This window comes from Mesorhizobium sp. M2A.F.Ca.ET.037.01.1.1, assembly GCF_003998075.1.
GTDB lineage: Bacteria > Pseudomonadota > Alphaproteobacteria > Rhizobiales > Rhizobiaceae > Mesorhizobium.
This window is the reverse complement of the sequence record NZ_RZSA01001477.1, coordinates 1-1,072: the sequence shown is the minus strand read 5'-3', so window position 1 is coordinate 1,072 and position 1,072 is coordinate 1. Positions and strand designations below refer to the sequence as shown.

At 66.4% G+C, this 1,072-nt stretch carries 2 protein-coding genes; both read left to right on the top strand.

The window, feature by feature from the left end:
* The coding region (locus EOA27_RS37720; protein WP_145970877.1) for an FCD domain-containing protein at positions 1–588 on the top strand (588 nt) is incomplete at its 5' end.
* On the top strand, positions 585–1,072 hold a 488-nt coding region (locus tag EOA27_RS37715), incomplete at its 3' end, for a PLP-dependent transferase (protein WP_189562351.1). The genes EOA27_RS37720 and EOA27_RS37715, both read left to right, overlap by 4 nt.

The following is a 1,072-nucleotide window of genomic DNA, read 5'->3' as shown; positions in this document are numbered from 1 at the left end:
AGCCGCAACACGGTGCGCGAGGCGCTGACGCGCTGGGAAGGGCTGGGCCTTGTCGAACGGCGGCAGGGCTCGGGCACCTATCTCAAGGCCGCCGTCTCGCCCGACATGCTGCACATGCCGCTGACGCTCGCCGGCGGCAATGATTTCGCCGGCCTGATGGCGACGCTGGAGATCCGCCGCGCACTGGAGGCGGAGGCGGCCGCCCTTTGCGCCATTCGTGCCGGCAAGGCCGAGCTCGCCGAGATCGAGCGCAAGCTCGACCTCATGGAGGAGGCGTTCCAGACTCGCGCCGGCATGTCCTCGGACGAGGATTGGGAGTTCCACCAGGCGGTCTTCCGTGCCTCCGGCAATCCGCTGTTCGAGCAGATCATCGCCGCCATGTACGAGATGTTCCACCGCTTCTGGGAACATCCGCTCGGGGTGCGCGATTTCGGCCATGCCAGCTTTCCCTATCACCGCACCATTTTCGAGCGCATCGCCGCGCATGACCCTGAGGGCGCCCGCGCCGAGGCGCTGAAGCTCATCGCCACCGTCGAGGACGATCTGAAGCGCGGCGCCGCCAACCTCAAACTTTCGGACCGCAGATGAACGAGCAGCCCAACACTTTCGACCCGGCCTCCCTGGCCAGCGACTATCTCGGCGAGGCGGCGACGCTGCTTGCGCATGATGATCCGTTCCCCGGCGGCGCGGTGGTGCCGCCGATCTACCAGACCTCGCTCTTCACCTTCGCCAGCTACGCAGACATGGCCGACACTTTTGCTGGCAGAAGAAAGCAGCCGATCTATTCGCGCGGCGACAATCCGACGGTGATGGAGTTCGAGGCGCGTGTCGCGGCGCTCGAAGGTGCCGAAGCCGCGCGCGGTTTCTCCAGCGGCATGGCGGCCATCAGCGCCACGGTGCTCGCCTTCGTCGGCGCCGGAGAGCGCATGGTCGCCGTGCGCAACTGCTATGGCGATGCCTACCGGCTGTTCGAACGCCTGTTTCCGCGTTTGAACATCAAGGTCGACTATGTCGACGGCTCGGATCCCGACGCGGTTGCGGCCGCGCTTCCCGGCGCCAAGCTGCTCTATCT